This is a genomic window from Phaeobacter piscinae (genome assembly GCF_002407245.1).
Classification (GTDB): domain Bacteria; phylum Pseudomonadota; class Alphaproteobacteria; order Rhodobacterales; family Rhodobacteraceae; genus Phaeobacter; species Phaeobacter piscinae.
This window is the reverse complement of record NZ_CP010681.1, coordinates 2,200,719-2,222,967: the sequence shown is the minus strand read 5'-3', so window position 1 is coordinate 2,222,967 and position 22,249 is coordinate 2,200,719. Positions and strand designations below refer to the sequence as shown.

The 22,249-nt window shown below is 53.8% G+C and carries 21 protein-coding genes and 1 pseudogene; 18 read left to right on the top strand and 4 right to left on the bottom strand.

The window, feature by feature from the left end:
• Nucleotides 1-28 precede the first annotated feature (28 nt).
• Nucleotides 29-1,176, bottom strand: a pseudogene (locus phaeop14_RS10465) (amidohydrolase).
• Nucleotides 1,177-1,526: 350 nt separating this feature from the next.
• Between phaeop14_RS10465 and phaeop14_RS10460 the strand changes: the two are divergent.
• Both phaeop14_RS10460 and phaeop14_RS10455 read left to right on the top strand, forming a co-directional pair.
• Nucleotides 1,527-2,999, top strand: coding sequence for a pyridoxal-phosphate dependent enzyme (locus tag phaeop14_RS10460; protein WP_096789491.1), 1,473 nt, complete (start codon nt 1,527-1,529; stop codon nt 2,997-2,999).
• On the top strand, nt 2,989-5,094 hold the full coding sequence (locus tag phaeop14_RS10455) for a molybdopterin-dependent oxidoreductase (protein WP_096789490.1): 2,106 nt from the start codon (nt 2,989-2,991) through the stop codon (nt 5,092-5,094). The genes phaeop14_RS10460 and phaeop14_RS10455 overlap by 11 nt, the downstream gene beginning before the upstream one ends.
• Nucleotides 5,095-5,588: 494 nt before the next feature.
• Here phaeop14_RS10455 and phaeop14_RS10445 read toward each other — a convergent pair whose 3' ends face one another.
• Together phaeop14_RS10445 and phaeop14_RS19630 are read right to left on the bottom strand one after the other, a co-directional pair.
• Nucleotides 5,589-6,233 carry a TrbL/VirB6 family protein gene (locus phaeop14_RS10445; RefSeq protein WP_244905756.1) on the bottom strand — a complete coding sequence of 215 codons (645 nt, stop codon included), beginning with the start codon at nt 6,231-6,233 and terminating at the stop codon, nt 5,589-5,591.
• Nucleotides 6,234-6,253: 20 nt separating this feature from the next.
• The gene (locus phaeop14_RS19630) at nt 6,254-6,430 is read right to left on the bottom strand and encodes a DUF4177 domain-containing protein (protein WP_145957401.1); all 177 of its coding nucleotides are present in this window, start codon (nt 6,428-6,430) and stop codon (nt 6,254-6,256) included.
• A 62-nt stretch (nt 6,431-6,492) separates the two neighbouring features.
• Between phaeop14_RS19630 and phaeop14_RS10440 the strand changes: the two genes are divergently transcribed.
• Nucleotides 6,493-6,954, top strand: a complete 462-nt coding sequence (locus phaeop14_RS10440; protein WP_244905755.1) for a hypothetical protein — start codon at nt 6,493-6,495, stop codon at nt 6,952-6,954.
• 2 nt (nt 6,955-6,956) lie between these two features.
• Here the strand turns inward: phaeop14_RS10440 and phaeop14_RS10435 are convergent, their stop codons facing one another.
• Nucleotides 6,957-7,271, bottom strand: a complete 315-nt coding sequence (locus phaeop14_RS10435; RefSeq protein ID WP_096789489.1) for an Arc family DNA-binding protein — start codon at nt 7,269-7,271, stop codon at nt 6,957-6,959.
• An 84-nt stretch (nt 7,272-7,355) separates the two neighbouring features.
• Here phaeop14_RS10435 and phaeop14_RS10430 point away from each other — a divergent pair, with 84 nt between their 5' ends.
• From phaeop14_RS10430 to phaeop14_RS10355, 15 genes are all read left to right on the top strand, one after another.
• A complete protein-coding gene (locus tag phaeop14_RS10430; protein WP_244905754.1) occupies nt 7,356-7,721 on the top strand; it encodes a tyrosine-type recombinase/integrase in 366 nt (121 codons plus the stop codon).
• Nucleotides 7,722-8,072: 351 nt separating this feature from the next.
• Entirely contained in the window at nt 8,073-8,936 is an 864-nt protein-coding gene (locus phaeop14_RS10425; RefSeq protein WP_096789488.1) for a hypothetical protein, read from the top strand.
• Nucleotides 8,937-8,987: 51 nt separating this feature from the next.
• A complete protein-coding gene (locus phaeop14_RS10420) occupies nt 8,988-10,193 on the top strand; it encodes a PD-(D/E)XK nuclease family protein (protein ID WP_145957399.1) in 1,206 nt (401 codons plus the stop codon).
• 8 nt (nt 10,194-10,201) lie between these two features.
• Nucleotides 10,202-10,798: a hypothetical protein gene (locus phaeop14_RS10415; RefSeq protein WP_096789486.1), complete on the top strand. Its 597-nt coding sequence runs from the start codon at nt 10,202-10,204 to the stop codon at nt 10,796-10,798.
• 415 nt (nt 10,799-11,213) lie between these two features.
• The gene (locus phaeop14_RS10405) at nt 11,214-11,678 is read left to right on the top strand and encodes a helix-turn-helix domain-containing protein (protein WP_096789485.1); all 465 of its coding nucleotides are present in this window, start codon (nt 11,214-11,216) and stop codon (nt 11,676-11,678) included.
• Between the two features lie 141 nt (nt 11,679-11,819).
• Nucleotides 11,820-12,068, top strand: a complete 249-nt coding sequence (locus phaeop14_RS19790; RefSeq protein WP_202820829.1) for a VapC50 family PIN domain-containing toxin — start codon at nt 11,820-11,822, stop codon at nt 12,066-12,068.
• A 253-nt stretch (nt 12,069-12,321) separates the two neighbouring features.
• Entirely contained in the window at nt 12,322-12,576 is a 255-nt protein-coding gene (locus phaeop14_RS10395) for a helix-turn-helix domain-containing protein (protein ID WP_096789484.1), read from the top strand.
• A gap of 268 nt (nt 12,577-12,844) precedes the next feature.
• Nucleotides 12,845-13,147 carry a helix-turn-helix domain-containing protein gene (locus tag phaeop14_RS10390; RefSeq protein WP_096790284.1) on the top strand — a complete coding sequence of 101 codons (303 nt, stop codon included), beginning with the start codon at nt 12,845-12,847 and terminating at the stop codon, nt 13,145-13,147.
• Complete coding sequence (locus tag phaeop14_RS10385) at nt 13,140-14,360, top strand: type II toxin-antitoxin system HipA family toxin (RefSeq protein WP_096789483.1); 1,221 nt, start codon at nt 13,140-13,142, stop codon at nt 14,358-14,360. Before phaeop14_RS10390 ends, phaeop14_RS10385 begins: the two co-directional genes overlap by 8 nt.
• A 307-nt stretch (nt 14,361-14,667) precedes the next feature.
• Nucleotides 14,668-14,865, top strand: coding sequence for a hypothetical protein (locus phaeop14_RS10380; RefSeq protein ID WP_035262952.1), 198 nt, complete (start codon nt 14,668-14,670; stop codon nt 14,863-14,865).
• Nucleotides 14,866-15,013: 148 nt separating this feature from the next.
• Nucleotides 15,014-15,208 carry a methylation-associated defense system helix-turn-helix domain-containing protein MAD1 gene (gene mads1, locus phaeop14_RS10375; RefSeq protein WP_058239057.1) on the top strand — a complete coding sequence of 65 codons (195 nt, stop codon included), beginning with the start codon at nt 15,014-15,016 and terminating at the stop codon, nt 15,206-15,208.
• A complete protein-coding gene (locus phaeop14_RS10370; RefSeq protein WP_096789482.1) occupies nt 15,205-16,749 on the top strand; it encodes a type I restriction-modification system subunit M in 1,545 nt (514 codons plus the stop codon). The genes mads1 and phaeop14_RS10370 overlap by 4 nt, the downstream gene beginning before the upstream one ends.
• Complete coding sequence (locus tag phaeop14_RS10365) at nt 16,746-17,969, top strand: restriction endonuclease subunit S (protein ID WP_096789481.1); 1,224 nt, start codon at nt 16,746-16,748, stop codon at nt 17,967-17,969. The genes phaeop14_RS10370 and phaeop14_RS10365 overlap by 4 nt, the downstream gene beginning before the upstream one ends.
• Entirely contained in the window at nt 17,970-19,148 is a 1,179-nt protein-coding gene (locus phaeop14_RS10360; protein WP_096789480.1) for an ATP-binding protein, read from the top strand. It begins immediately after the preceding gene.
• Nucleotides 19,141-22,242, top strand: coding sequence for an HsdR family type I site-specific deoxyribonuclease (locus phaeop14_RS10355; RefSeq protein ID WP_096789479.1), 3,102 nt, complete (start codon nt 19,141-19,143; stop codon nt 22,240-22,242). The genes phaeop14_RS10360 and phaeop14_RS10355 overlap by 8 nt, the downstream gene beginning before the upstream one ends.
• Nucleotides 22,243-22,249: the final 7 nt, after the last annotated feature.

Genomic DNA, 22,249 nt, shown 5'->3' with positions numbered 1-22,249 from the left:
ATATGCGCTTTGGGGGGCAGTAACGGCATCATGTGGCCTTTTTTTTTGGTAAGCGATCCCTCACAAGCTGCGCCAAAAAGACGGCACCGATAGGGAGAAGCGCGTCGTTGAAATCGCAGTCTGAAGCGTGCAGAGGTTGGATGTAGGGCCTTTCGGTTCCGTTTCCCAAAAGCAGGAAACATTCAGGAACTGCGGCGCAGAAATGGGCGAAATCCTCGGAACAGCTCATGGGGGGACGATCAGGAATTGTATCGAGGCCCGCGTTTCGTGAGGCCTGAATCACTGCCTCAGTGGGACCGGGAGCATCTATGGTTTCGATGGATCCGGTATTGAAGGCAACTGTGGCACCCACGCCATGAGCTGCGGCAATACCATCGACTATCTGACGCATGAAGCATTCGACGTCCTGCCTGTCCTGTGCCAGGCGTGTCCGTACATCGCCATTCAGCCTTGCGGTCTCCGGCAGAACATTGCGTTGCCCATTCGTCAGGAATTCCGTGGCCGAGACAACGGCCCCGCATCTCGGTGCCAGCTTTCGGGACACAATGGTCTGCAATGCCTGGACTATTTCGGCACGGACTGTGATGGCCTCGACGCCGACATGCGGCATCGAGGCGTGGCCGCCTTGCCCCCTGATCTCTATGTCAAACAGGCTTTCGCTGGTGCAGATCTGTCCAACCCGAGTAAAAAGCTCACCCAAAGGTGCGCCAGGCAAGCTGTGAATGGCGTAGACCTCATCGAGCGGGAACCGGTCCAAAAGCCCGCCGTCGATCATGGCGCGTGCGCCCACCCGTGTTCTTCATTCGGTTGAAAAATGATTACGACTTTGCTGTCGAAGTCGGGCTCGTTTGCAAGTATTTCGGCCGCCCCCAGCAGCATTGTCATGTGGCCGTCGTGACCACAGGCATGCATCACGCCATCGTTTTTAGAGATATAATCACGAGAGCTGCTTTTCCAGATCGGAAGCGCGTCCATATCGACTCGCAGGCCGATTGTACGATTTCCACCACCCGATCGCAGGACGCCGACGACGCCGATCCCTTCATGCATCTCCACACCGAAAGCACGAAGCTGTTGCGCAACTTTGGCCTTGGTGCGCACCTCGCTAAAACCTACCTCTGGGTCGCGGTGAAAAGACCGGCGAAGGTCTGTCAATTTCTCATCAACTGTCTTCATTTTGCCCGACGCTTGATTGAGGGCAAGATAAGGGGGCAATGCGCTGAATTATACATCAAATGATGCCAAACGGCGACGAAATCCTGCACGGATTTCTCTAATTGGAATGCCAACAGGAACTGAAGCGCGTTTCGAAACTCTCTGCACCACTCTCGCTCAGCTTCATCGGGTGGTGACAACAAGTCGCGCAAATCGACCGCACATCCGCCAATGTGACCGCTATGTCAAAATGCGCTGTGTTTGCTGAAATCACAATCAATTTCGTCGTAGTTTTACGACAGTTTGCGGTTTTTTCTCTCGAATCGCAGTTAACCTGATGAGGGCTGTGCCAACAAGAAAGAGAGTAAGAGATGATTCCAGGGCTGGAAACTGCAATCACACATCAAGAAAGCTACGACCGCAATCTAGAACGCTTGCGCTCCCTTAAGCTTGTGCTGCCGCGCATTTCCGAACTCGCTGACCCTGAGGCGAATCTTGCTGAAAAGATGGCTGAAATCACGGATGCGGACCCCGATGGACCCGATGCACGCAATCTCTTCCGCGTGCATTGGCATAACGGGGCAGACCGCCACAGCCTGGTGCCGGTGCCAGAGCATGTTGTCCTCCCCGACGCTCTGACTGGTGTGAACGCGAAGATCGTTGTTGCCTTAGGCAATCGGTTTCCGATGATCAATACGCACAAGGTTCTGGCGGCCTATGGTTGTCTTATCCCGCGGTTGATGTCGGGTGCTTTTGACGCCACTCGGCACCGGGCTGTCTGGCCATCCACCGGTAACTATTGTCGCGGCGGCGTCGCGATCGCTACTCTGCTGGGCTGTCGGTCGGTGGCCGTTCTGCCCGAGGGCATGAGCAAGGAGCGGTTCGATTGGCTGAACCGATGGCTGACGGACCCGAATGACATTTACCGCACGCCTGGCACAGAGAGCAACGTCAAGGAAATCTATGACGCCTGCCACGAACTGGCGAAAGACCCTGGGAACCTGATCCTGAACCAGTTTGGCGAATACGGGAACTACATCATTCACCGTGCGGTGACCGGCCCGGCTCTGCAGCGGGTGTTTGATCACTTAAATGCCGATGGCACGAAGACCGCGCGCGCTTTTGTGGCTGCGACGGGCTCGGCCGGAACGCTGGCGGCAGGGGATCACCTGAAAAAGGCGCTCGGCACCCAGACGGGTGTGATCGAGGCGCTTGAATGCCCGACACTGCTTTATAACGGATATGGCGAACACAATATTCAGGGCATCGGCGACAAGCATGTTCCGCTTATTCACAACGTGATGGGGTCTGATTTTGTTATCGGCGTATCTGAAACAGCCTGTGATGATCTGAATCTTGTCTTCAACACGTCTGCTGGCCGCTCATACCTGTCACAGCACCGTGGTTTGAACCAGAAGCAGATTGCGCAGCTTGGTGATCTCGGCTTGTCGTCCATCGCGAATATCATCGGCGCGATCAAATATGCCAAGTTCAATGATCTTGGCTCAGATGACGTTGTGCTGACCGTCGCGACCGATGGCGCCGATATGTATCACACTGAGATGGCTATTGCAGAGGGCCGCCACTTTGGTGGGAACTTTGCTGAAATGCAGGCGGCAGAGGCATTCGGTCAACATATTCTGGGCGCGGGCATCGATCATACGCAAGAGCTTGGCCGTTTTGACCGAGAGCGCATCTTCAACCTTGCCTACTACACTTGGGTAGAGCAGCAGGGCATCTCACTTGAAGCGTTTGATCGCCGCCGAGACCAGTCGTTTTGGGATGGTTTGATGGATCTGGTGCCAGTTTGGGACGATATGATTGGTCGGTTCAATGCCGCATAAGGCACCTGTCGAAAACCTGCCGCTGACGGCGGCGCATTGGGGTGTCTATCGTGCCGAGGTCAACGAGGGCAAACTTCGCGCTCTGCATCCGTTTGAGCGGGATCCAAACCCCTCCCTGATCGCCAACGGTTATATTGGTGTATTGGACGATGAATTGCGGATCGACGCGCCAATGGTGCGCAAAAGCTGGTTGGAAAACGGGCCTGGCAGCGCGACCGACAAGCGCGGTGTCGACCCTTTTGTGCAGGTTACATGGGACGAGGCCGAGACACTGGTCGCCAATGAATTGAGCCGGGTCAAGGCGTCCTTCGGGAATGAAGCCATCTATGGCGGCTCCTACGGTTGGTCTGGAGCGGGCCGGTTTCACCATGCACAGAGTCAACTCCACAGGTTTCTGAATTGCATTGGCGGGTATACCAGGTCGGTGAACACCTACTCGCTGGCAGCAGGCGAGGTGATCCTGTCTCACATTCTGGGTGATCCAGCGAGTTTCATCCATAACCCGCCAAGCTGGCAGTCGGTGGTTGAAAACGGCGAGTTGCTTGTGGCCTTCGGAGGAATGCCCCTGCGCAACAGCCAGATCAGCTCTGGCGGAACCGGTGCGCACAGGGCGCGATCTGCCCTTTCCGATGCCAAAAAGAAAGGTATGTCCTTCGTAAATATCTCGCCGATGCGCAGTGACGTGGCTGCGGACCTGAATGCAGATTGGATAGCCGCGCGCCCAGGCAGTGATGTCGCGTTGATGCTGGCAATAGCCCATGAGTTTTTGTCGAACAACTGGCATGACCGGTCCTTTCTCGACCGTTATACGACCGGATTTGAAACCTTTGCCCGATATGTGATCGGGCAGGTGGACGGGATCGTCAAATCTGCGGCATGGGCGGCTGATATCGCGAATGTTCCAGCTCAAACGATCAAGGACCTGGCGTCGCGCATGGCAACGTCGCGCACGCTGATTTCGGTGAGCTGGTCTTTGACCCGACAAGAGCATGGTGAACAGCCGTTCTGGATGGCGACGACCTTGGCTGCCATGTTGGGTCAGATCGGGTTGCCAGGCGCAGGCATTGCCTTTGGGTATTGCGCTGCAAATTCCATCGGGATGGAACGCCAGCCGATAAAATTTGCATCGTTCCAGCAAGGGAAAAACCCAGTCACAACTTTTATACCTGTCGCCCGGATTAGCGATATGCTGCTGAACCCTGGCAGCACATTCCGGTTCAACGGTCAGACGCTCACCTATCCGAATATCAAACTAGTTTATTGGGCGGGGGGCAATCCGTTCCACCATCATCAGGATCTGACCAAACTGGAACGCGCATGGCAAAAGCCTGACACGATCATCGCCCACGAATGGTGCTGGAATGCCCTGGCCAAGCGGTCGGACATTGTTCTTCCTTGTACCACACAGCTTGAACGGCGCGATCTGATGATGACACCACGCGATCCATATATCGTCTCCATGGAGGAGGTCGTCCCGCCGCATGCCGAGGCGCGTGACGACTATGAAATTTTCACCGGGATTAGCCGCAAACTCGGTGTCGATACGTCATTCACGGAAGGGCGAAGTTCTGATGACTGGCTGCGATGGCTCTATGAGGAGAGCAGGCAGAAGGCAGACAGTTGCGGGGTGATCTTGCCGGACTATGCGACATTCACTGAAAAGGGCTGGCACTACATTGACCCGGGTACGCCAAGCAGTGGAGCCCTAGAGGCGTTTCGCAAGGATCCCCGAGTTGCACGGCTGGAAACGCAGTCCGGACGGATCGAGATCTGCTGCGCACAAATCGCGGATTCACGTCAGGACAATATCTTGCCGCATCCCGCCTGGTATGCGCCGGAAGAATGGCTGGGGAATGCGACCGGGAAACACCGGCTTCATCTGATCTCGGGACAACCGGCAGACAAGCTGCACTCTCAGCTGGACCATGGGCCTGAAAGCCAGGTAAAAAAGGTGAATGGACGGGCGGTCGCAGGTCTCAATCCGGTGGACGCCGAAACGATGGGCGTGTGCGACGATGTTCTCGCTTGGGCTCAGAACGGGTCCGAACCACGTTCAATCAGTTCAGGACGACGGCTATCGGAATTGCTTCTATGATTGTCGGTACCGCTGCTAAAGACCGCACCGCGAGAAAATTGTACTGCAAGGACACAGGGCCGCTTCGTCCGTTTAGTCTTACAGTGAGCCGAGCGCGTCCTTCTATGACTTCTGCCGTAGGACGGGTATCGCTCCGGTGCCCAGGCGGCGCGGGTGGTATGACCCAAAACTCATTCGGGCGCGACTGGATGCTATTCAAGGCATCAGCGCAGCAGAACGCGAAGCCACTTCGCAACCGAGCCTCGTTGCACAGCGGAGCGCGCGCCGTGCCCAGAAGTAGCTTTCCCAAGGGTGCGCACCGTGTCCGGCGCAAGGTTGTGCCCGGTGTTCGCTATCATTTCTATGCTTGGCGGGGCGGCCCCAAATTTTGGGAAGGGACGGATCCAATCCCCAAAGATCCCGAATTCTATCATGCGTTTTCGCAGTGCGGTACGCCCATGAGCCCGGCCGAATATCTGACGACTCACTTGGTCGACGATTATCTGTCCAGTGCGTCACTCCCAAGGCTGTCCCTTCAAGGGCGGATAGAGCGCGTAGGATACCGTGCTGGACAGCCAACGGTGGAAATAGTCCTTGCTGACGTCGAACAGCGAAAGTGCGATCATGATGGGGGCGATGCCAATCATGAAAGTCAGCATGATCTTTGCGAAGATCAGAACAAGCCCGCAGAGCGCGCCGATGACACCCAGAAGGAACGCACCGATCGCACCGATGAGGGCACCGGCCATCCAATGCATGTTGTCACCGGCCGCATTCAGGTAGTCGCCGAACTCTTCGATGAGATCGTCGAAGGCCTCCGCAAAGTAGGACGCACCTGCACCGCCGCCGCCAAGCCCTGCCACCATGCCGCCCGCGAGCTGGTCGAGCCCGTTGATGAGGGCGCTGGCTACTGCGTTGAATTGGACCCAGTTCATTGCAAAGAGGGAGATCAACATGAGCTTGAAGGCGAACCAGAACGCGGTCCGCCCATCCATGGACTTGTACTGAAACACCATGTTGAGGAAGACGCCGATCACAGCCAGCGTAGAGGCCACGGCGATGACGCCGCCTAGCTGACTGGCGACGTTGCCAAAGGTTGTCTGGGCCGCGTCGTCCAGAAAGTTGTCTGTGGTCTCAACCATCCAGGTGACGACGCCCATGGTAGCCTCCTTGGCTGGATTTAAGCGCTGTCGCCAGTGCGACGTTTCAGGAAGGCCTTCAGGATGTGTTCGCCGTCGAAATCCGGCACCACAGAGACCAACTCCCAACGATCCTGACCAAGAGCGGTCAGCTGCGCCTCGATCTTTGGCGGCTTTGTCTTGGCGGTGTTAATCTGTTCAATCTTGTATTCAAACATGGGCTGTTTCCTTTGAATGGGCCGGATCAATCGGCAGGTAGAATTCGGTTATCCGCAGGATTATGCCCTGGCCGATTGAGCCGCCGTTGCAAATCTGGCGCTGCCCTTTGGGTGTTTCTGAGCGCGCGCCGTTGCAAAGTCCGGTCCCTAAAATCTGGGAAGCCAGCAACCAAAATGGTCAGACGCTCGGCCACATCATTCTGGCACAGGTGGTCGAAGACGGTGCCGATATCGACATCAGTGGTCTGGAATTCGATTTTGTGCGCTCGATCCCAGTCTGGGATGTTCGGTACTACAGCCATCGCAAAGGCGGGCGCGACGATGATTGTTCTGAGAGTTACAACATGCGCCTCGGAACCTACGGCACGCAGGGCGAATTTGGCTGGCAACGCACGACACCAGCGGCTTCCCCGCAATGGGTTCTGCCGTCACGGCGCTGTTCGTCATCAAATTGGCGACGAGGTGTTGGCGTGGAATGGGAAGATCACGAAGGTAACCACGGATATGAGTGGGTGGCCTACTAAGGCTATTCGCCGATGTCTTTCATACGTTCCGCGATATCGCCCGCAATGCGCTCATAGAGGGCGGCTTGTTTGTCCCTAGGCGTTCCAGGCTGAGGGTTTCTCCGGCGGATGCGTTTGGCAAGCCAGAAGAGCAACCGCGCGGCGGGGTCATCCAATTTTTCCAGCACAGGAGCCGGATAGTTTTCTTCGAGGAGGGCAACGACCTCAGCATTCATGCTGCGATGGTTGGCCTCAGCTGCGAGGCGTATTCGATCACGCAGGCCATCGGGCAGCCGCACGATGAACTTGTCCTGATTTTGAGCACTTTGTTCTGACATAGTGGCACTGTGCCATAAAATTCGATTGACGCAATAGTGGCTAAGTGCCACTAACGGGTTGTGGTTTCAACCTGGAGGCGTTTCATGAACAGTCGTAAACCAATGCAGCTTCGGCTTCCGCAAGAGCTCAAAGAGTGGATCAAGGCGGAGTCCGATCGCAACGGCAAGGGTCGACCAGTGAGCTACCGTATCGTTGCCGAGGAAATGCGTACCAGCAAAAGGAAGATGAAGCACGAGAAGGCGAGCTACTACAAAACGCACGGGCTGAGGAAAAAGGCGACGATCGAGCTGTATCTGGCAGGATGTGATGACGAGATGGTCAAGGCTGTCACAGGTCACTCAGGCGTTGAGATGCTGAAAAAGTACGGTGGGCCGATCCGGCAAAGAGAGCTCGCGAAGCGCGCTCAAGAGGCAAGAAATCAAATGGAACGAAGCAAGAGCGAAACGTGAAAGTTTCAACGGTTGTTTCAAAATGGCAGTGAAGGAGAGGAAGGATGACGCAAGTCATTGATTTTATTGGAGGCGAGTACCGGAATCGAACCGGTGTACACGGATTTGCAATCCGGAAAATTTCGTTGATTTAAAAAGGAAAAATTGTAAACGGACTTGTTTCGTTCAGGATCACTTTTCAATAGGTTACGAGGCCCAAGTAAACGGTTTTTCACAGTCTCCCGCTCTGGCGAAAGGGCAAAGAAAAACCGCTGAGGGGGCGGCCACCCACCTCAACGGCATAGAAGAATATTTCCGTCCCAATACCTACGGCATTTCCGGTCTGACCTCAACCAAATTGGCGGTGAGATCATGAGCTGGCGCATCGCAAATGAATGCGCCGAGCGCCGCTTTGGCAGCGCCGCGCGCAAGCAGATCATCATGTTCCTTGCTGACAAGGCGAGCGATGACGGCTCGGGCATCTGGTGTTCGAAAGGGACGATTCAGCGCCACACAGAGCTCAGCGAGAGCACTGTGAAGCGCACGATCATCGATTTCCTGCGTGAAGGCATCTTGATCGAGACCGGGCGGCGGCATTGCAAGAACGGCTACACTGTCATTTACCGCATCGTTCTGGAGCGCGTGGCCGCGCTCGAACCCACGGCCGAGCCCGATATTGAGACGGGGGTCACTGTGAACCCCGTCCAGCCTGAACCCGGTACGGGGTCCACGGTGAACGGGGTACGGGGTTCACGGTGGACCCCAAACCATCCTAAAACCATCCATAAACCACCTACGCGCAGGCGCGAGGCGGCGGCGGAGGTTAAAAATCCTGAAGCTGAGAAGATCTTGGCGGCCTATCCTGAAGACAGGATCCGAGACCGGCGAACCAGTCTGCGCCTGATCGCAGCAGCCGTGAAGGCCGGGGTGGAGCCCGATGACCTGCTGCAGGCGATCAAAGCCTATGCCAAGGAAAGCGAGGGCTTTACGCGCAGCAAGGTCTGTTTCTCGGACAACTGGTTCAAGATGCGGCGGTGGGAAAAGGGACTGGCCCAGATCCAGGCGGATCGTGAGAAAGCACGAGAAGCCGAAGCCAAAGGCCGTGCGAGCCTCGCCGAGTGGATCCACGAGCGCCACCCCCTGTGCCGCCACATCACGAACCGCCAGATCGAGGATTTGATTGCATCAAAGCTGGTGACGCCCGAACAGGTTCGAACTGCGGGGCTGCAGGCATAGGTCCAGCCATTGACACGGAGGTGAGTGGCTTGATTAAAGCAACATGGCTAAGTGAAAGAAGATTTTGTTTTGAGCGCATTAAGAGATTCAATTGCATGGCTTGAGGCCTCTCCAATGCAGCGAATGTCGCTGGGATCACGAGAGCTGTTTCACTCGGATTTCTTGTCGTGGCTTTTCGAAGCATATCCTCGCGCTCTGGCACATGTATTTGATCTGTCGGTCGAAAATTGCAAGATCGCGCGTGAAGAGCAGAACCTAGATCTTGTTGTTTACGATGGTGAAAACCCTGTTCTCATTGTTGAGAATAAGGTGAAGAGCTACCCAGATTTTGCACAACTTCGACGCTACAGCACGAAACTCCCAAGTGTGGACAAGAGGTATCTTCTGACGTTGGTGTCGCCGGGGTTTGAAATCCCAAAGGGCTGGGAAACAGTTCTGTACAAAGACTTGGCTGCGGGGTTGCGGCGCTGGTTCGAAACCAGTCAGGTCTTGAGTGAACACAGGCAATACATCGTTGACTACATCACCTTGCTTGATCACCTCGTTGCGGTGGCGCAGGAGTGTTTCGATCCCGCGAAAATTCGGGAAACCAACTTTTGGTTCCAAGGTAACCAAACCCAATTTCTGGAAAAGGTTGGCTTCTCCCAAACGCTGCAAAAGTTTCAAGCGATGGCGTTTAGGGATTTTCTGAAGCAGGCGGTTCCTGCAGAGACAGCTTCCAGCGCTTTCCCAGCCTTGATTTCAAATGATGATGCCGCTCCAGAAGAACATCACGTCAAAGTGTGGTCGGCGCTTTTCAACAATACCCCCTGCGTAACTCTAGAGCCGGTGTTGGCCAACCCGGACCCGGAAGGATTGCGCTTTGAGATCCAAATCCAGGGACAACAGTACCGTCGCCTTGTTGCTGGGCCGCCATTGCGGGATGCAGTGAACCTTACGACGTCGCGAACGGAAAAGTCAGCGCGAACATGGGAGTGTCTTGAACAGTTTGGGGCGGACAGCTGGTTGTTTGGTCGTGAGCGAACCCTTTCTCCAGATGGAAAAAGATGTTTTGAGCTTGATGAAGTGAAGAGGCGTTCAAAGATGCGCAGCGATTTGTGTTTCTACAAGCCGAATGTTGTATATCAATATATTGATATTGTGCTCGAGAGTGATCGCGGGGCGCTGCCTTTGAAAGCGTTACCGCTCCAGATAACTAGAGACATTGAACTGGCATTCGAGCTCCTTCGACATGCTGATAAAAAGAAAAACCCTTGAGGCCATTTATGACCAATTCGAAAATCCAGCTACAAGTCGCCACCCTGCTTGATAAAATCAATTCAGGAACTATGACGGTTCAGCAATTGCAGAATGCGTATGCAAATGCCGAACGTCATGCTGAGGTCTCAGATGAGCAGCGCGAGGATTTGGTTGAGGCGGTCACAACTCAGATGCGCAAAGCCTATCCCGCAGTTGCAAATAAGAAATTTGGTCCCGTGAACCGAGATAGTCGGCAGAAATTAGAAGAGTATCTCGCGAGTCTGCTCTCACGGTTTGATTTTTCCAAGAACGGCCATAAGACCAAGGTCAAAGTTGGGGGCGACGTCATTAAGGGCGAAACGCTCGTTAACGATTATATCTCTTATCGAAACCAAGAAACTAAGGTGATGTGCCACCTGTTCTTTGTCCAAAAGGATCATGAGGCCCCCAGACAGCTGCACGTTGCAATGAATGAGCTAAAGGCTTGGGGTCAGAATGACAGTGAGAGAATTTTCCCTGAGACATCCTTTGACGAGGCCTGTACCGCCTTCGAGGATTATCTACAGCGAGTTCTCCAAGGAGAATTCCCAAGTAGTAATGGCCCCGCAGGGTCGGGCCATTAGGAGAATGTTATCCCAGGCTCTTGGGGTTGGAGAAGGGTAATACGCAGGTAACGGCCTATTGCGAAAAGCCTTGAGAGGCCGAAGCCAAAGGACGCGCCAGCCTCGCCGAATAGATCCACGAGCGCCATCCCCTCTGCCGCCATATCACGAACCGCCAGATCGAAGACTTGATCGCGTCAAAGCTGGTGACGCCTGAGCAGGTGCAGGCGGCGGGGCTGCAGGCGTGAGCGAAGCGGTGATCGGAGGCGATGCGGCTTGGCACGGACGTAGAGCTTTTCTGCTGGCGAGAGGGTCAACCAACCTCGGAGGTTCTTCAAATTGTGAACGAAGCGTTGCTTGCATTTACGTTTATTTCGTTTATTTTGATTATTGCGAATGGGGCGCAAGATCCCATCGTAGGAAAAGGAGAGAACCCATGATGATGCAAGCAAAAGAAGCGTTCGCAGAACGTTTGCCGGATCAGGTTGAAATTGAAAATGCTGACAGTCTTCGCCGCATCCTTGCCTCGCAAGTGAACGGTGATGAGGCCGTTGAGCTGAGTTTGGCATTTGGCGAGAAGCAGATTGAACCTGTGACGTTGGCTCCAGCCCTCGCGGCATCCTTGATGGAGTTGTTGCGGTTGGTTTCAAGCGGCAGAGGGTTTCGGATGATCCCTGTGGATGCAGAGCTGACCACCCAGCAAGCGGCCGATTTGTTGAATGTATCGCGCCCACACCTCGTGAAGCTGCTAGAAGACGGGGAAATCGCCTTCTTCAAAACAGGTCGCCATCGCCGTGTGAAAGCAGCAGATCTGTTTGAATACAAAAAGAAACGCGACACTGATCGCTCTGACGCATTGTCTGACCTCGCGGCAATGGACATGGAGAACGATCTTTTATGAGTGACTATGCCGACCGTTTCACGGCACTGATTGACGCCAATGTCCTGGCGTGCGCGATGCGCAGAAACATAATCTTGTCGCTGGCCGAGGCCGGTTTTTTCCGGCCCCGCTGCAGCGATCACAACATCCGCTCAGGTAATTGTGACGGAAAACCTTAAGGATTTCCCAAGCGAAGCACTCGCAGCTTTTGACATCGATGCAATCTCGGCCGACGAGTTTATTTCTGATGCAATCGAACTTGACCCACTCGCAGCTGTAGTTGCTCTGCGGAAAATGCGTGAGCGGTTCAAAAATCCTGATATGGACGCCGAAGCATTGTTGCGGCGGATCAAGGCTCGAGAGCTATTTCAAACCGCTGAAATTTTGTACCAATACGAAGAGCTTATGTAGTCTGAATGGGGCCGAACTCTTTGTCAGAAAACATGGTATGTTTTTCTCAAGGCCAATGGACCATGGAGCAGCCCCTAGGGAGGTGCAGCTGGCATCGGGCGAAGAGAGGCGCTGGTGTGAAATTTACGCTACAGCGCAAAAATTGGAAAATTACGCCGCAGCGTAAGTTATCGCGGGCTAGACTGCTGCGCCTATGATCTTTAGGTCATATAGAGGCATTATGATCTAAAGATCATAGGCGCAGGAGGCAGGCTTGCAGAACTTCGTTCGAATTCCCAGGGATCTTGGGCATGTGATCCGTTTGGCTCGTCGAGAGAATAAGTGGACGCAGGCCGATCTCGCCACGCGCAGCGGCGTTTGGCAGGAAACAATATCGAAAGTTGAGGCCGGGCGGGGTGGTACAAAACTCGACACGATCTTGGCGCTGTTGGCAGCCCTCGACCTAGAGCTTTTGGTCAGCACACGCAGTAAGGCCTCCACATCTGATTTTGACAACATATTCGACTGAAGTTTCTCAGTGACGGAGTGACAGCCGTTAAGCCTCAGCGCTTCTTTGTTCTCAGCTCGTATGACGCAGGATGCTGAGCCTGAAGGTGCAATCGGATGGCCGGTTTATGTTTCTTAACGGTGACTTTAATGCACTCAGTGTTATGCTGAGGAAACATAGATCGTGATAAGAGGTGGGGTGTTGGATTGTCAGATTGAGCGGCAAAAATTGACATTAATGTTTTCTCAGTGTAACATATATTGGCTTAATGTCGCTTGGAGGTATCATTATGGCCGTTCCCATCAAAATGCCCAGAGCGGCGCGTAAGGAACTCGCGACACTTGGGGAAAACATTCGTGTTGCGCGACTGCGTCGCAAATTGACCGCTGAGATTGTCGCGCAGCGCGCCGGAACAACGCGGCAGACCATCGCCAAGATCGAAAGTGGGAACCCTGCAGTTAAGATCGGCACTTACGTTGCCGTGCTACAAGCGCTCGGCCTTTTGAAAGGTTGGGGGAATATCGATGACCCGGTTGGCGAGCAGATGGCTCTGGATGACCTCCCGCAGCGCGCGAGACTGAAAAATGGTTGAGGTTTGGATCGACTGGAAAGGGTTGAAACAGGTCGGCACGCTCCACCGAACAGCGGGGCGGGGCAGAGAGCGGGTGTCATTCACCTATCATGACGATTGGCTTGCCGATGAAAACGCCTTCGGGCTTTCTCCGGACATGCCTCTTGTTGCTGGGAAATTCGTACCTGAGGCCGGGCAGGACATGCTTGCACCGCTTGGAGATTCTGCCCCTGATACCTGGGGCAGAACGGTGATGCGGCGTTTTGAGGGGCGCATGGCAGAGGCCGAGGGGCGACGCTCGAGAACACTGCAAGAAACCGACTACCTGCTTGGCGTAAATGACGAGACCCGTTTGGGTGCGCTGCGCTTCAAGGTTGGTGGCGAGTTTCAAGCGCCAGAGGGCATTGGCGTGCCTGCTCTCGTGAGCCTCGGGGATTTGCTTCATGCCTCGCAACGCGTTCTTCGCGGGGAAGAGACCGCTGAGGACCTCCAAATGCTGTTTGCACCCGGAAGTTCTCTGGGCGGTGCTCGGCCGAAGGCCAGCATCCTTGACCAACACGGCCGTCTGTCTGTCGCCAAGTTCCCGAAAGAGACGGACACTTATTGCGTGGAACGCTGGGAAGCCATCGCACTGGAGCTGGCAAGGCGCGCAGGGATTACGGTTTCGGCTCACACGCTTGAGATGGCTGGCGACAAGCCGGTTTTCTTGTCCCATCGGTTTGATCGGAACGATGACGGCAGGATCCCGTTCATGTCGGCCATGGCCATGCTGGGCGGCAAAGATGGCGAAAGCTACAGCTATTTGGACCTGGCCGATATTATCACCTCAGAAAGCGTCACTCCGGGCCCAGACCGAGAGGAGCTCTACAGACGCGTCGCTTTCTCCATTCTCGTGACGAACCTAGATGACCACATGCGCAATCACGGATTTCTGCGCGGGCGGGGCGGATGGCACCTCTCACCGGCCTACGACATCAACCCTGTGCCGAACCAACCGCGTATGCTTAAGAGCTACGTTGATGACGACAATCCGGATGCCAGTATCGCCCTGCACCGCGCGCAACATGAATCCTATCTTCTCGAGCGCGACGAGGCAGATCACATCATTGCAGAGGTCGCAGAAGCGACTATGGCTTGGCGTGACGTTGCCCGTGCCCTGGGGGCTCCGGAGCGGGAGATCAGGGAGATGGCGACAGCCTTCGAGCACGAGGAAGCGGATATGGCGCGCGAGTGAACTGGGGCCGCTGTTGATTTGGATTGACCGAAAGCCGTTTGGCTGCAGCCGGATTTTGAGGTCCTTGGACATTCCGATGCTTGATGACGTTGCAGTCGGTTTTGTGGTGCCACGTTCGGTCCCTCAATGTCGTGTTTCTGATTGCTGAACATAAGCGGGCAGCCGTGCCAGGCGCGGGGCAAGCCCCGCTTCAACAAGAAAATTCCCCTGCGCCAGCGCATTCCTCGCGAGACAAGTTTCTCGCTGACAGCCCCTTGGTGCCAGCTTTGGTCATGTTCATCGAAACACTCAAAGTGAGGATCAAAAAATGGCTACTCAAACTCTGAAACTGAACGTCAAATCCGGCGAAAAAGACGGCAAGAACTTCTGGGACCGCTGCGGCGTCCTCTTCGTCAACACCGACGACAGCGGCAACATCACGTCAATCAACGTCAAACACAGCATGTTCCCCGATGTCGAAATGGTCGCCTTCCCGCGCCGCGACGAAGACCCGGTCACCGAGTGATCTCAATACCAGGGCGGGTTAACCGCCCTGGTGCGCAGCCAGGGAGTTGCTTCACGCTGAACAGGATGACCACAGGCAAGCCAAGCTTGCCGCCTCGCCTCCTTTCAACTAGTTTCAACCCATATCCCTCAGAGAGGACATTTTCGAAATGCCCAACGAAGACATTTTGACCGTGAAAGAGCTCGCCGAGTATCTCAAGATCGCTGAGAAAACGGCATATCGGTTCGCATCTGAGGGCAAGGTTCCCGGGTTCAAGGTGGGAAGCGCATGGCGGTTTCGTAAAAGCGAGATCGACCGCTGGATTGCCGAGCAGGAACAAAAACAAGAAGGGGAGCAAAAATGACGGGACAACAACAGGCAGAGGCATTGCGCCGCGAAATCTGGCAAATTGCAAACCGCGTGCGGGGCGCGGTTGATGGCTGGGACTTCAAGCAGTTTGTCCTGGGTGCGTTGTTCTATCGTTTCATCAGCGAGAACTTCACAAACTATATCGAAGGCGGTGACGACAGCGTCGACTATGCTGCCATGTCGGACGCTGACATCCCGGATGAAGTTAAAGTCGATGCGATCAAGACCAAGGGATACTTCATCTATCCCAGTCAGCTCTTTCAAAATGTGGCTAAAGCCGCGAGCAAGAACGACAGCCTGAACACCGACTTGGCGGAAGTCTTTTCGGCGATCGAGGCTTCAGCGAGTGGCTACCCATCCGAAGAAGACATCATTGGCCTCTTTGCTGACTTCGACACCACCAGCAACCGCCTTGGCAACACGGTTAAGCAAAAGAACGAACGTCTGGCGGAAGTCCTCAAAGGCGTAGAAAGCGTGACGTTGAACTTCGACGAGAACGAAGGCGATCTGTTTGGTGACGCCTATGAGTTCCTGATCTCGAACTATGCGGCCAACGCGGGCAAGTCAGGCGGCGAGTTCTTCACGCCGACCCACGTGTCCAAACTCATCGCCAAACTGGCGATGCACAACCAAACAAGCGTCAACAAGATCTATGATCCGGCGGCGGGGTCTGGGTCGCTGCTTTTGCAGGCCAAGGATGAGTTCGACAAACACATCATCGAAGACGGCTTCTTCGGGCAGGAGATCAACTACACCACCTACAACCTCGCCCGCATGAACATGTTCCTGCACAACATCAACTACGACAAGTTCAACATTCAGCACGGCAACACGTTGATGGAGCCGCACTTTGGCGATGACAAGCCTTTTGATGCCATCGTGTCAAACCCGCCTTATTCGGTGAACTGGAAGGGTTCGGACGATCCAACCCTGATCAATGATGAGCGTTTCGCCCCCGCAGGTGTGCTTGCCCCGAAGTCGAAGGCGGATTTTGCCTTTGTCCTTCACGCGCTGCACTACCTGTCTGCCAAGGGCCGCGCCGCGATCGTTTGCTTCCCTGGTATCTTTTACCGTGGCGGCGCAGAGCTGAAGATCCGCAAATATCTGGTCGACAACAACTTCGTTGAAACGGTGATCGCCCTCGCACCGAACCTGTTTTTCGGCACGACCATCGCAGTGAACATTCTGGTGCTGGCCAAGAACAAGACCGACACAGCGGTGCAGTTCATCGATGCAACGGGGGAGGAGTTCTTCCGCAAAGGCACGAACAACAACTTCATGGAAGACCGACACATTGCCGAGATCATGAAGATGTTCGACACCAAAGGGAACGTGCCTCACGTGGCCGAAACCGTCCCCTATGACACGATTGTCGAGAAAGACTATAACCTGTCGGTCAGCGCCTATGTTGAGCCCAAGGACACCCGCGAGGTTGTCAATATCAAGGAGTTGAACGCGAAGCTGGTGACCACTGTCGCCAAGATCGACCAGCTGCGCGCAGATATTGACGCCATCGTCGCGGAGATCGAGGCATGAGCGATCGGGGCTTTCTGGAAAAGCTGCTGGATGGGGCCTCGGTGGCGTGGAAGCCATTGGGCGATATCGCGCAGTATTCCAAGACGCGCATCAGTTCCGAGCACCTCGACAAGACAAATTATGTGGGCGTGGACAACCTTCTGCAGAACCGAGCGGGAAGGGTGGACTCAAGCTATGTGCCCACTTCTGGCAATCTGACTGAGTTTCGAGCGGGTGACATCTTAATCGGAAATATTCGCCCCTACCTTAGGAAGATCTGGCTTGCCGACCGAACAGGCGGAACCAACGGAGACGTTCTGGTCATCCATCCAACAGACGAGGTTGTGAATCCGAGTTACCTTTATCAGGTCCTCACAGATGAAAAATTCTTTGAGTACAATATTCAGCACTCCAAAGGGGCAAAGATGCCTCGCGGCAGCAAGCCAGAAATTATACGATACCCAGTGCCAATCCCATGCCCTGAAGACCCAGAAAAATCGCTGGCGATCCAAGCGGAGATTGTTCGGATTCTGGATAGCTTCACCGAGCTGACAGCCGAGCTGACAGCCGAGCTTAAGGCCCGCAAGCAGCAATACAACCACTACCGAGACGAACTTCTAAGCCACCCTTCGGGAAACATGGCCTGGAAGCCGCTGGGCTGGGTTGGAGAAGTGCGCATGTGTAAGCGGGTGATGAAGAACCAAACATCGGCCGACGGAGATATCCCGTTCTTCAAAATCGGAACCTTTGGCAGAGAACCCAATGCCTTCATCTCCAGAGAGCTGTTTGAGGAGTTCAAAGGAAAATACAGTTACCCAAAGGTGGGCGAAGTTCTGATTTCCGCCAGTGGGACGATCGGCCGGTCCGTGGTCTTCGATGGGGAAGAAGCCTATTTCCAAGATAGCAACATCGTTTGGCTCGAAAATGATGAAAGCAAGGTTCTGAACAAGTACCTGTTTTACTTCTACCAGATTGCAAAATGGCACGTGTCCGACGGCGGTGTGATCAAGCGGTTGTATAATGACAACATCAAGAAGACCTTGATCGCAGTGCCGCATCCCGACGACCCTGAAAAGTCGCTTGCTGAGCAAGCGCGCATCGTTGCCATCCTCGACAAGTTCGACACGCTGACCACATCGCTCAGCGAGGGCCTGCCGCGTGAAATCAAGTTGCGCCAGCAGCAGTATGAATACTACCGCGACCTCCTCTTGAGCTTCCCTAAGCCTGAGGAGGCCGCATAGATGAGCCAGACCCTCGAGGAGATCGCACAGCAGCTGCATGCAGCCGATAAGAAGGTGCAGTTGATCTATGCCTTCAACGGCACCGGCAAAACCCGCCTGTCTCGCGTAATGAAGAACGAGATCGCCCCGAAGAATCCGGAGGATGATGAACCCGCCCCGGCAAGGCGAAAGTTCCTATACTACAGCGCTTTCACCGAGGATTTGTTCGTCTGGGACAATGATACCGAAGGTGACGAAGACCGAAAAATCCGCATTCAGCCAAACACGTTTGTCGATTGGATCTTGAGGGATAGAGGGCAAGAGTTAAACATCGTCAACAACTTTCAGCACTACACTAGCCGCAGTATCACGCCATCCTTCCCCCCTGAAACGGTTGTCAGAGAAATTGAGGGAAGACGAGCCAACGTTTTGACATACCCCGAAATTCGGTTTGCCTACACTGGTGGAGACAACATCGAGAACAACGTCAAAATCTCCAAGGGGGAGGAAAACAACCTTATCTGGAGCGTTTTCTATACATTGTTGCAGGAGGTTATTGCGCTCAGAAAAGAGCATGATCCCTCTCAACGTGATGACAACGAATATGATGATCTAGAGTATGTGTTCATCGATGATCCAGTGAGTTCGCTGGACGAAAATCACTTGATCGAACTGGCGATTGACTTGGCGGGCTTGATCTCGTCCAGCCGATTTGAGAATGGCGAAGGTGTTAGGTACATTGTCACCACCCACAACCCACTGTTCTTTAACGTATTGTGTAAGGAGCTGAGTGGAGCGGCGCGCTACCTCTTGAAGCGCAACGTGGCTGGTCAATTCCTTCTTGAGCCGAAGAACGGGGCGGCCAATAAGAGCTTTTCTTACCATCATCATCTGATCAGTATTCTTCGAGATGCCATCGATCAGGACGTTGTCCAGAAGTACCACTTCAATCTGTTACGAAATCTCTATGAGAAGACCGCGAATTTTCTGGGTTACGAGCATTGGACAAAACTTCTTTCAACCGCGCCGGAAGGTCGAGCTGATTACCTCAAGAAGCTGACAAACCACTATAGTCACCGCGAGCTTGCCTTCGAAGAAGTCGCAGACCCGACGGAGAAGCAAAAGGAAGACGTGGCGGTCTTGCTGGACAATTTGATTAACAATTACGGCTATTGGAAACAGGGCGAACAAAATGGTTGAGCAGACAAAAACCATCGCGGAAACAAAGAATTTCATCGTCCTCGACAAGTACAACAAAGAATGGGACGCCGCTGATCGCTACCAGAGCGAAGACGATTTGGAGCGCGAGCTGGTGCAGGATCTGGTCAATCAAGGCTATGAATTTCTGCCCTCCCTTACCACCCCGGATGCCATGATGACCAACGTCCGGTCGCAGCTGGAGCGGCTGAACAACGTCACGTTTTCGGGCGATGAATGGAAGCGTTTTGTCGAGACATACCTCGACAAGCCGAGCGACAGCATCGTCGACAAGACCCGCAAGATTCACGACGACTACATCCACGATTTTGTCTTCGACGACGGGCGTATCCAGAACATCTACCTCGTCGATAAGAAGAACATTGCCCGCAACAAGCTGCAGGTGATCAAGCAGTTCGAGCAGGTCGGCACGCACGCCAATCGCTATGACGTGACGATCCTGGTCAACGGGTTACCCTTGGTGCAGATCGAGCTGAAGAAGCGCGGCGTGGCGATCCGGGAGGCCTTCAACCAGATTCACCGGTACAGCAAGGAAAGCTTCAACAGCGAGCATTCTTTGTTCAAGTTCCTGCAGCTCTTCGTGATTTCGAATGGCACCGACACCCGGTATTTCGCCAACACGACCAAGCGCAACAAGAACAGCTTCGACTTCACAATGAACTGGGCGAGGTCTGATAATGAACTGATCAAAGATCTTAAGGACTTCACCGCAACTTTCCTTCAGAAGCGCACGCTGCTGAACGTTTTGCTGCAGTATTCGGTTTTCGATGTCAGCGACACTTTGCTGGTCATGCGGCCCTATCAGATTGCTGCGACTGAACGCATCCTGTGGAAGATCAAGAGCTCATATGAGGCGAAAAACTGGAGGAAGCCGGAGAGCGGCGGCTTCATTTGGCACACCACAGGCTCCGGCAAAACGCTCACGAGTTTCAAGGCCGCACGGTTGGCAACCGAGCTGGATTTCATCGACAAAGTCTTCTTCGTCGTGGACCGCAAGGACCTCGACTACCAGACCATGAAGGAATACCAGAGATTTTCCCCAGACAGTGTTAACGGCTCTGACAGTACGGCCGGGTTGAAGCGCAACTTGGGAAAGGACGATAACAAAATTGTCGTCACGACGATCCAGAAGCTGAACAACCTGATGAAATCCGAGGGTGACCTACCGGTCTATGATCAGCAGGTGGTCTTCATTTTCGACGAATGCCATCGCAGTCAGTTCGGTGAGGCACAGAAGAATCTGAAGAAGAAGTTCAAACGGTTTTACCAGTTCGGCTTTACCGGAACGCCAATCTTCCCTGAGAATGCGCTAGGGGCTGAAACGACCGCAAGCGTGTTTGGGCGGGAGCTGCATTCCTATGTGATCACCGATGCCATTCGCGATGAAAAGGTTCTAAAGTTCAAGGTCGACTACAACGATGTGCGTCCCCGGTTCAAGGCCATCGAAACAGAGCAGGACGAGAAAAAGCTCAGTGCCGCTGAAAACAAGAAAGCGCTTCTTCATCCAGAACGTATTCGGGAGGTCTCGCAGTATATTCTGAACAATTTCCGTCAAAAAACTCACCGGATGCAAGCAGGCAGCAGTGGGTTCAATGCGATGTTTGCCGTCAATAGTGTAGACGCCGCAAAGCTCTATTATGAAACCTTAAACACTCTGCAAGCAGGCAGTGAAAAGCCGCTCAAGATTGCCACGATCTTCTCGTTCGCAGCCAACGAAGAGCAAGATGCGATCGGGGACATCCGGGACGAGAGCTTCGATGTGTCAGCGATGAATAGCAGCGCCAAAGAGTTTCTGAGCGCCGCAGTCGAAGACTATAATGCCTTTTTCAAAACGAATTTTAGTGTCGATAGCAGCGGTTTCCAAAACTACTACCGCGACCTTGCCAGCCGGGTTCGCTCGAAGGATATCGACTTGCTGATTGTCGTCGGCATGTTCCTTACGGGCTTTGACGCTCCAACGCTCAATACCTTGTTTGTCGACAAAAATCTCCGCTTTCATGGACTGATGCAAGCGTTCTCCAGAACAAACCGAATCTACGATGCGACCAAGACATTCGGCAATATCGTAGCGTTCAGGGACCTTGAGCAAGCGACCGTTGATGCGATCACACTGTTCGGTGACAAGAACACAAAGAACGTCGTGCTTGAGAAGAGCTACGACGAGTACATGAATGGTTTCGTTGATCAGGAAACCGGCGCGGCGCGACGCGGGTTCATTGATGTTGTCAGGGAGCTAACCGAGCGCTTTCCAAAGCCAGACGAGATTGTCAAAGAAGTAGATAAAAAGGAGTTCGCGAAGCTCTTTGGTGAGTATCTGAGAGTTGAGAATGTGCTCAGGAACTACGACGAATTTTCAGCATTGAAAGCCTATCAGGGGCTGGATTTAACAGATCCAGCTGCCGTCGAGGAGTTCAAGCATAAGCACTATTTGAGCGACGAAGATCTACGTGACCTGGAGGCGATAGAACTGCCTTCAGACCGAGCAGTTCAAGACTATAGATCAACATACAACGACATTCGCGATTGGCTGCGCCGGGAAAAGTCTTCGGCTGAGCAAGAACAAAGTAATATTGAGTGGGACGATGTCGTTTTCGAAGTGGATCTTCTGAAATCGCAGGAGATTAACCTCGACTACATCCTTGAGCTCATCTTTGAGAAAAACAAAAAGGTGAAGAGCAAAGGGGATCTGATTGAGGATGCTCGCCGCGTAATTCGCGGCAGCGTTGGAAGTCGTGCCAAAGAGAGCCTGATTGTGGACTTTATCAACCAGACTGATCTTGATCAGATTGATGATAAGGCAGGTGTGATTGATGCATTTTTCTCTTTTGCTCAGGCAGAGCAGCGTAAAGAGGTAGAAGAGCTTATCAGGTCGGAAGATCTAAATTCTGATGCAGCAAGGCGCTATATTTCTGCTTCCATAAAACGTGAATTTGCAAGTGAAAACGGTGCTGACCTCAATGCCATACTCCCTAAAATGAGCCCGCTAAACCCACAGTTTCGGACCAAGAAGACGACCGTCTTCGAGAAGATTGCCGCCTTTGTCGAAAAATTCAAAGGTGTTGGCGGGCAGGTCTAACCGAAGA

Coding starts and splice junctions, on each gene's coding strand:
- phaeop14_RS10415 (WP_096789486.1), top strand. CDS start 10,202: ATGACCAATTCGAAAATCCAGCTACAAGTCGCCACCCTGCTTGATAAA.
- phaeop14_RS10365 (WP_096789481.1), top strand. CDS start 16,746: ATGAGCGATCGGGGCTTTCTGGAAAAGCTGCTGGATGGGGCCTCGGTG.
- phaeop14_RS10460 (WP_096789491.1), top strand. CDS start 1,527: ATGATTCCAGGGCTGGAAACTGCAATCACACATCAAGAAAGCTACGAC.
- phaeop14_RS10435 (WP_096789489.1), bottom strand. CDS start 7,271: ATGTCAGAACAAAGTGCTCAAAATCAGGACAAGTTCATCGTGCGGCTG.
- phaeop14_RS10445 (WP_244905756.1), bottom strand. CDS start 6,233: ATGGGCGTCGTCACCTGGATGGTTGAGACCACAGACAACTTTCTGGAC.
- phaeop14_RS10370 (WP_096789482.1), top strand. CDS start 15,205: ATGACGGGACAACAACAGGCAGAGGCATTGCGCCGCGAAATCTGGCAA.
- phaeop14_RS10405 (WP_096789485.1), top strand. CDS start 11,214: ATGATGATGCAAGCAAAAGAAGCGTTCGCAGAACGTTTGCCGGATCAG.
- phaeop14_RS10385 (WP_096789483.1), top strand. CDS start 13,140: ATGGTTGAGGTTTGGATCGACTGGAAAGGGTTGAAACAGGTCGGCACG.
- phaeop14_RS10360 (WP_096789480.1), top strand. CDS start 17,970: ATGAGCCAGACCCTCGAGGAGATCGCACAGCAGCTGCATGCAGCCGAT.
- phaeop14_RS10390 (WP_096790284.1), top strand. CDS start 12,845: ATGGCCGTTCCCATCAAAATGCCCAGAGCGGCGCGTAAGGAACTCGCG.
- phaeop14_RS10440 (WP_244905755.1), top strand. CDS start 6,493: ATGCCCTGGCCGATTGAGCCGCCGTTGCAAATCTGGCGCTGCCCTTTG.
- phaeop14_RS19630 (WP_145957401.1), bottom strand. CDS start 6,430: ATGTTTGAATACAAGATTGAACAGATTAACACCGCCAAGACAAAGCCG.
- phaeop14_RS10455 (WP_096789490.1), top strand. CDS start 2,989: ATGCCGCATAAGGCACCTGTCGAAAACCTGCCGCTGACGGCGGCGCAT.
- mads1 (WP_058239057.1), top strand. CDS start 15,014: ATGCCCAACGAAGACATTTTGACCGTGAAAGAGCTCGCCGAGTATCTC.
- phaeop14_RS10425 (WP_096789488.1), top strand. CDS start 8,073: ATGAGCTGGCGCATCGCAAATGAATGCGCCGAGCGCCGCTTTGGCAGC.
- phaeop14_RS10355 (WP_096789479.1), top strand. CDS start 19,141: ATGGTTGAGCAGACAAAAACCATCGCGGAAACAAAGAATTTCATCGTC.
- phaeop14_RS10430 (WP_244905754.1), top strand. CDS start 7,356: ATGAACAGTCGTAAACCAATGCAGCTTCGGCTTCCGCAAGAGCTCAAA.
- phaeop14_RS10380 (WP_035262952.1), top strand. CDS start 14,668: ATGGCTACTCAAACTCTGAAACTGAACGTCAAATCCGGCGAAAAAGAC.